The following is a 7,535-nucleotide window of genomic DNA, read 5'->3' as shown; positions in this document are numbered from 1 at the left end:
ACCAGAAAATCCAGACCATCGACCTCAATGCAAGCCAACGATAGGATGGCAAACTGTTCGCGATGTCCTCGCACAGCTGTTCGCGATGTCCCCGGTCCAAACAGTGGGGAGATTGGCAGCTTCGGCGTCCCGCCGTTTTCTTTTTCAATCAATTTCATCAAGCGAGGCTGACCATGAGCGATTCCCGTGCTCGCGATATTCTGTCGCGACAGGCTGAACTGGAGAGCGAACGCAGCCAGTATGAGCATGTCTGGGAGGCGGTGTCCGAATTCTGCGATCCCGATGCGCCCGACATGTGGAGCGGCGGCCGGCAGGCCGGCGCGGACTCGCAGTCCGAGCGGCAGGAGCGGCGCGGTGCGCGTGTCTACGCCAATACCATCAACTCGGCCGCCAACCGGCTGGCCGCGGGGCTGGAAAGCCTGATCATCCCGCAGTCGGAGAAATGGCATGGGCTGTCGACCGCGGCAATCAATGACGAGGAAACCGACGAGGAGAAGGAATGGGCGGAAGCGCTGCGCGATTTCCTGTTTTCGCTGCGCTACTCCGCCAATTCGAATTTCGTGCCGGCAACGCAAGCCTGCCTGCGCAATGTCGTGCGCTACGGCCCGGCCTATCTCTACGCCGAGGAGGGTTTTGGCAGCACGCTGATCCGCTATGCCTCGATCCCGGTGGTCGAAGGCTATCTCTCGCGCAACCGCTGGGGCCAGGTCGATATCTTCCACCGCCGCTACGAGCGCACCGCAAGACAGGCGGCGCAATTGCTCGGCTACGACAGACTGCCGGCGCGGATCAAAGTTCTGGTCGACGACCCCGCCAAATGCGAGACAAAAATCTCGCTGATCCAGTGCATCCAGCCGCGCGACGAGCGCAAGATGTACAGCCTGAGCGGCTCCTACCAGTATCTCGACACCGCGTTCGCGTCCTATCATGTGATCGAGGACGAGGAGGCGATCGTCAGGGAAAGCGGTTTTCGCTCCTTCCCGGTATCGTGCTTCAACTGGCGCCGCTACGAGGGCGATCCCTACGGCATCTCGCCAACCATCGAGGCATTGACGACGGTGCGCGAAGAGAACGCCGTGCGGCGCTCCGGCCTGCGCGCACTTCAGCAGATCACCGATCCGGCGACCGCCTCGAAGGCCAGGCTCGATTATGTGCCGGTGCTCAATCCCGGCGAGAACTATCCCGGCCTGATCGACGATGCCGGCCGGCCGCTGATCGCGCCGATCGCCACCGGCCAGAACCCGACCTATGCCTTCAATTACGCCGACAGCCGGGCCGAGGAGATCCGCGACATGATGTTCGTCAATCTGTTCCAGACGCTGGTACAGAACCCGCAGATGACGGCGACCGAGGCCTTGATCCGGCAAGAGGAAAAGGGTGCTCTGCTCGGCCCCTCCGGCTCGATTATCCAGGCCGGCTTTGCCTCGAATCTCGACCGCGAGCTGGGTATTCTGGAAGACAAGGGACTTTACGAGGAAGACAGCCGCTTCCTGCCGCCGGCGAGCCTTGCCGGCAAGGCGCTGCGGCCGACCTTCACCGGCCCGCTCGACGTGCTGCGCCGCTCGGCCGAAGCGCGCGACACCATCCAGGTGGTCACCACCGCCATGCAGATGGCGCAGTTCGACCCCGGCGTCATGGACAATATCGACGGCGACGAGGCGCTGAAGATCGTGCAGGGCGCCGGCCGCAGCCCACAACGCATCTTCCGCCGCCAGGATGAAGTGGCGGGCATCCGCGATGCCAGAGCCAAGGCTCAAACCGCACAAGCAGGCATGGCTTCGATCGTTTCTGCCGGCAAGCTGGCCAGGGATGCCGTACCGGCGGCCGTGCAGGCGCGCGACAGCGGCCTGCTCGATGGGCTCGGCGGGCTGATGCCGCAGGGCAACGGCGTACAGGGTGGCGACGTACAGGGTGGCGGGGCATGAGTGGCAAACGCTTCGCCCATTCCAGCCAGGCCGGCGGCCCGGCCAAGGCGCGGGATGCGCTGGCCAAAGCCTATTTCAGGGTATTCTCGGGCCAGGACGGCGAGATGGTGCTGGCCGACCTGACGGCTGCGACCGGCTATTACCGCCGCCCGTCCTACGGTGAATGGCTGGCCAAGACCAAGACGCCGAACGGCTTCGAGCTGCACAGCGCGCTCAGCAACGCGCGGGCCGAAGTGGTGCAGCACATTATGGGGTTCCTGACGCTGGACGAAGCGCAGCTGGCGGCGCTGGAGAAGGCGGCGCGGTTGGAAGGGTAGCGGGCTTAGGACCGGCGGCCTTGCCACAGTCATGGCCTGCTCCGACCGATCGTTCGCGGGAGTCCGCGAGCCCGGCCAACTCATAAGGGAATGACAATATTTTGCCGAGGCCATTTAGCCGACGGCGCAGACCGCCAGCATCTTCAGTGCCGGCGACACTCTCATTGGCGACCTCTCCAAAATTCATGACCCGACGAAGGCGGCGGCACGGGGCCGGCGCGCGGCAGCGCCGCGCCACGATCCCCGGCGCGCTCATGGCAGGACACAAATAGATGGCGACCATACCTCTCCAGCTTGCCCAGCGCCGGCTCGATGCCGGCAATGTGCTCTCCTATCCCGAAGGATCGCCGGTCGGCAGGGCGATGCAGGGTTTTGGCGACGAGCTCTCTGCCGTCGCCGAACGCTACCAGCAGCAGAAGCAGCAGGAGGAGGCGTTCGACGCCGACCTCGCGCGCCGTCGGTTCAACGGCCAGATCGGGCAGGCGGAAGACGAGGTGGTGGCGAATGCGCCGGCCGACGGCAGCGGCCTGCATGACACGATGTATGGCCAGGTCGATCCGCGCACCGGCCGGATGATCAAGACCGGCCTTTTCGACACGCTGTTCGCCGATGCCCTGCCGAAAATGCCCGAAAGCCAGCGCGCCAATTTCGCCAGGCAAAAGGAGGCATTGCGCGAGGCCGGCTCACTATGGCGGCGAGGCAGCTTCAGCGGCGCGACGAGTATGAGCAGGCCGAGTGGACCAAGGTCGACAACATCTCAACCAGTGCCATCGCGCAAAGCAACCCGAAGGACACCGAGAACTTCGACGCGATCCGGCAGAACGGCTTTGACCTGATTGCCAAGATCGGCAACCCGCTTGCCCGGCAAGCGGCGGCAGTCGCCTGGCGCGGCAACACGGCCAAGGCGCTGATCCAGGCGATGATCGCCCAGGACCCGAAACGTGCTGCAGAGATGCTGGGTGCCGCGCAGGCTGGAAACCGAACTAAGGACGACACCACCGAAGTCGTTGGCGGCTCCAGCGCCTTTGGTGCGCCCAATGCGGCGGCAGCGAAGGGTGATCGCGTCGGCAAGCAGACGCCTGATGAAAGGGTGGCGCAGGCGTTCAGGGACGACCTTCCGCAACAGGAACAGGCAGCGCTGATCCGACAGGCGCAGGCGGCCAACACTGCTCAGCAGGTTGAGCTTCGCACCAACATTGGTCTCGCCGAGCAGAACGCGCCGGGCGCCATCGCACAGACTGGCGCCTATTCCGGCAAGATGCCTGGTCGGGACGCCTTCATCGCTGTCTATGGCGTCGAGGAGGGCGGCAAGCAGTACGGGGATTTTGCCAGAAAGATTGATGTTGGTCGTCAGGCCTTCGGCATGCGCACCATGCCGAACCAAGCAATCCATGCGGCGCTACGCGATGCCGAACCTGGTCCTGCAGGTTCCCAAGGGGAGCAGGCGCGGTATCACGTCACGGCCGCCGCCGCGCTTCAGACGCTGGACGCCAGGCGGACGGACCCTGCCGCATACGTTCGCAAGGTCTTTCCGAGCGTCGACGCAGCCTGGAGCGAGATCACCACTCCCGACAGCGAGTCATGGAATCGTGAAGGAGGGCCGGACACCTACGACCGAGGAACTTATGTCCGAGCAATCGCCGCTTCAGTTGCAGCACAAAAGCAACTGGGCATCGAGAACTACCAACCTTTCCCATGGTCTGTTCTCAAGAACATCGCCACGACATTCAAAGACGGGAGCGTGCCACAGGCGGACAAGCACACCATCCTGTACAGCCTCGTTGGTGGGGCGTCCGATCCAGAGGTCCGAGCAGCCTTATCCCAACAGCTCGTCCAAGCCGGGCTTCCTCAATCGGTCGAAAGCCAACCGGCTAGGCCCGTTGTTGCACCTGTGATCGCCGGGAAGCAGAATCAACCGCCTGCTCCTTCAAACCGCAGGAAACCTCAATCGAAACTGGAACTCGCCGCGGAGGACTTCGGCAACTACCTCACCGAAGGTTTTGAAGGCCTAGGCCGAGCCCCGCACGACATTGGGCTGTTTCTTCAGGATCTGCGCGACGATCCTTTGGACGCGCTCAGTCAACTGCCGGTCACTTCTGCCTCCGGATTAGCTGCAGAGGGCAGCCTGGCGTTCGAGTCACTCGGCCAAGCCGTTGCAAAAGGACTGGCCATTGTCCGCGCCGGGACGGGCAAGTTTGCCAAGCCGTTAGAGGAGCTTACGGCCAGTGGGTCGCGGGCCACATCAGAACTCGCCGTTGAGGGAGCGGCGGTTCGCCAGACGACCGAGGTTGAGTCTCGTGCAATAAATGCAGCAAAAGAGGCCGCTTACCTCTTGAGCACCGGCGTCAAGCCTGACAAGGCTGAGCTTCTTGCGATAATAAAGTCGATCGCCAGAGACCCCTCTAAGATTAGGCATCCGGGAGCATCGTTTGGCAAAGCTCTTTCAAAAAATTACCGCAAAACATTTCTTGATGCGAACCCGAATCTAAAGGGAGAGGTTGTCGTCCATCACGCTGCAGAGCAACAGATATGGACCAGATATCCAAGCCTTGTTGCTGAAGATGAGATGCACTCTCTTCAAAATCTTCGCGGCATACCAAAAGGATTAGATAACCTTTTGCACAAGATCGTTTTCCGATTCGAATGGGATAAATTTTATGCGTCGCACCCCCAGCCAACGCGTCAGCAGGTGCTGGACTACGTGACTTATATCGACAAACAATACGGACATCTGTTCAATCCTCCAATAGGTGAGTGATGCAATATTTTTACATATGGCCGAACGTCGCTGGTGGACTTGGTGAAAACACCGTTCTTGACTCGAGTGTCCATCCGCCAATCGTGACCAAGCTTCACTACGTTATAGAGGGCTGGTTTGGCGATGTGATCGTTACGACGTTCCCGTGTTACCTCGTCACCGAAGACACCCAGCGCGCACTGCAAAAGATGGGTTTTTCAGGCGCGACGTTCGCCGACGCCGAAGTGACAACATCCGAAGAGTTTCATGAGGATCAACCTGGGCAGGAACTTCCACCCTTCGTCTGGCTTAAAGTGAATGGCAAGGCCGGCCGGGACGATTTCGGGATCGCAGCGGACTATCGCCTCGTCATCTCGAAACGCATTCTTGATTTGCTGGAATCATTGGGAATACCGTTTGCTGTCATCGAGCCTTACGATGGTAAGTAGCAATGAGGTTGGGCTTTCATTTTTTTGATCCTCATTAGGTGAATGGTGGACTATTTTTACATAAAGCCCAATGTCGCCGGCTGAATAGGCCGTGGCACCATCATGGACACAAGCGTTCACCCCCTGTTGTGAGCAAACTCACCCACCAGATGGAAGGATGGTTCGGCGATGTTATCATTGCTGGCGATCTGCGTGTGGTCATATAGAGCGTGTGCTGAATCTACTCGACCGCTTTGGTATTCCGTCAGCGACGATTGAGCCCTACGACGGTCGGTAGTGCTATTGTTGCCATAGTTCGCGCCGTAGTGGATGTGCATGAAATCAATCCAGTGAAGTTTGGCGGCAGTTCACCGACAACAGGGGTATGCCGTGGTGGAACCAGTTGCTGAGCGACCTGGGACGATAGCAATGGGACATATTTAACTGAGGGACATTCGACGCACCGGCTGAATCCGCAGTCGTCGACGGCCTGTCCGCACGGTTGGGAGTCGTGCTGCCAAGGATTACATGATTTCCTCAAAGAGCATAATGGAGGCGAAGGTTTCATCGGCAATAACTATACTATTTTTTTAAAGCCGAAGAACTGGCTGACTTCAACCGCGGATATGAGGTTGAAAAATATGCGCCAGGCATCTTCTTATTCGCATCTGACGGAGGAGGTGAAGGCTATGGCTTCGACACTGAAGATGCGGCCATGCCAATCGTACGCATCCCATTCATAGGTATGAATCGGCAATCCGCTGAGACGATAGCGCGTGACCTCGCCGATCTATTTGCTCGGTTGGTGGACTGAAAATGCCCGACCAAAATAGATATTTGCGCCCCAAGGGCATGGAGCTGTTTGAGATCGGCGATCCAGTCAGTTTGGAGAATAAGATCTGGTTGACCAGACAAGGGCATTTTGAAGCGGTGCGCTACTGGAATCGAGCTATCGGGATTCTGCTTAAGGCGGCGCCGGAGAAAGCGGCACCGGCGGATGGGTAGGGTGCGGGGAGCACTGACCTTGCGGAGGCCATGACGCTTTCGGCCGATCATTGTGCAAGTTTACGAACCCGGTGTAATGCAACTCGTCCCTAGATCTCAACATGATCGAGGGAGTATCTTCCAGAAAACACTGCATCCGAATGGCCGAGGAGGATTTTCCCTATGGGGAAAAAAATGAAGTTGCTGGATATCGTTGGGCGGTTGTCGGAATTTGACGAGGAGGACCCGGTCTACGCAGCGGAGCCCACAATCTACGCGGCGGAGCCTTGGACAGAGGATTCAGACGCGATGGTTTTGCCTCAGCAGGATGGGATGTTGGTACCACCCGAGGCAGCTAAAGAGGGCCTGGCATACTTTCTCGAAATCAACCTTGCGATCGAGATTACCGAGGCTTTGGTTGCATCGCAGAAAGAAAAGCCAAGCATTTCTGCCATCTGCGAACGCGTTATTTATTATGCCACCTATGATGCGTGAGAGGTTAAATGTTGACTAACCCACGTTATGACGGACAGCCGCTGCTTAGGCTGCTCGATGTTTATGTGCTCTGGGCGATCGGAGAACTTTCTCAAGAGTCGGAGGATGGCTTGAAAAGGATGGCCCCCAAACTGCGATCTATCTATGGCGGCGACGGACAATGGCATGACGCAATAGCCCACTCTATGCACATGCCCGAGGGAATGCCGGCAGCAATCCGGGATATGTGGGCAAGGAATCTCGAGATCGCCCGCGTCAATGGTGTAACCCTCCCACCCCAGAAATTTGCCGAGATGTTCGTGGACGAAAATTTCGCGGGTTGAACGTTCTTCTCTCTGAGGCTGCGCTATAGCTAGAATTTGCTCAAATCCACTGTGATCCGCAACGGGCTGGTTTTGACGCCTGGCGGCCAACACCTCTGGATTGATTTCGTAAGTTGCTGGGCCGCTTCCGCGGCTGCTTCCGAATGAGGTTCGTAGGATACGACTGTAACCGACTTGACCTTGCCGGCCTTGTCCAATGTCACCTCCAAAATGGCTTTGACACGATTGGACACCTCGAACTACCGGCATTTCCAGAGTGGGTGGTGCGACAATGAGGTTGCGAACAGCCTGACGCGCGGCGGGGGCTGGATTTCGGTCGTTGGGGC

Annotated in this window: 8 protein-coding genes; 7 read left to right on the top strand and 1 reads right to left on the bottom strand. The window is 59.0% G+C overall.

The window, feature by feature from the left end; genetic code table 11:
• Positions 1-173: 173 nt before the first annotated feature.
• The 4 genes from NKJ84_RS32515 to NKJ84_RS32500 all read left to right on the top strand — a co-directional run bounded on the left by NKJ84_RS32515 (position 174) and on the right by NKJ84_RS32500 (position 5,428).
• On the top strand, positions 174-1,925 hold the full coding sequence (locus NKJ84_RS32515; protein WP_352509924.1) for a portal protein: 1,752 nt from the start codon (positions 174-176) through the stop codon (positions 1,923-1,925).
• A complete protein-coding gene (locus NKJ84_RS32510) occupies positions 1,922-2,242 on the top strand; it encodes a Bbp19 family protein (protein ID WP_352509923.1) in 321 nt (106 codons plus the stop codon). Before NKJ84_RS32515 ends, NKJ84_RS32510 begins: the two co-directional genes overlap by 4 nt.
• A 688-nt stretch (positions 2,243-2,930) precedes the next feature.
• Entirely contained in the window at positions 2,931-5,000 is a 2,070-nt protein-coding gene (locus NKJ84_RS32505; RefSeq protein WP_352509922.1) for a hypothetical protein, read from the top strand.
• The gene (locus NKJ84_RS32500) at positions 5,000-5,428 is read left to right on the top strand and encodes a hypothetical protein (RefSeq protein ID WP_352475513.1); all 429 of its coding nucleotides are present in this window, start codon (positions 5,000-5,002) and stop codon (positions 5,426-5,428) included. Before NKJ84_RS32505 ends, NKJ84_RS32500 begins: the two co-directional genes overlap by 1 nt.
• Before the next feature lie 116 nt (positions 5,429-5,544).
• On the opposite strand, the gene NKJ84_RS32495 is transcribed toward NKJ84_RS32500, so the two are convergent.
• On the bottom strand, positions 5,545-5,745 hold the full coding sequence (locus tag NKJ84_RS32495) for a hypothetical protein (protein ID WP_352509921.1): 201 nt from the start codon (positions 5,743-5,745) through the stop codon (positions 5,545-5,547).
• Between the two features lie 478 nt (positions 5,746-6,223).
• Between NKJ84_RS32495 and NKJ84_RS32490 the strand changes: the two genes are divergently transcribed.
• The 3 genes from NKJ84_RS32490 to NKJ84_RS32480 all read left to right on the top strand — a co-directional run bounded on the left by NKJ84_RS32490 (position 6,224) and on the right by NKJ84_RS32480 (position 7,209).
• A complete protein-coding gene (locus NKJ84_RS32490) occupies positions 6,224-6,412 on the top strand; it encodes a hypothetical protein (RefSeq protein ID WP_352475512.1) in 189 nt (62 codons plus the stop codon).
• Between the two features lie 174 nt (positions 6,413-6,586).
• On the top strand, positions 6,587-6,886 hold the full coding sequence (locus tag NKJ84_RS32485; protein WP_352509920.1) for a DUF7716 domain-containing protein: 300 nt from the start codon (positions 6,587-6,589) through the stop codon (positions 6,884-6,886).
• An 8-nt stretch (positions 6,887-6,894) separates the two neighbouring features.
• Entirely contained in the window at positions 6,895-7,209 is a 315-nt protein-coding gene (locus NKJ84_RS32480; RefSeq protein WP_352509919.1) for a hypothetical protein, read from the top strand.
• Positions 7,210-7,535: the final 326 nt, after the last annotated feature.

The organism is Mesorhizobium sp. M0048 (assembly GCF_040323405.1).
Lineage (GTDB): Bacteria > Pseudomonadota > Alphaproteobacteria > Rhizobiales > Rhizobiaceae > Mesorhizobium.
Note: the sequence above shows the minus strand (reverse complement) of the source record. Positions and strands in the feature narration are given on the sequence as shown.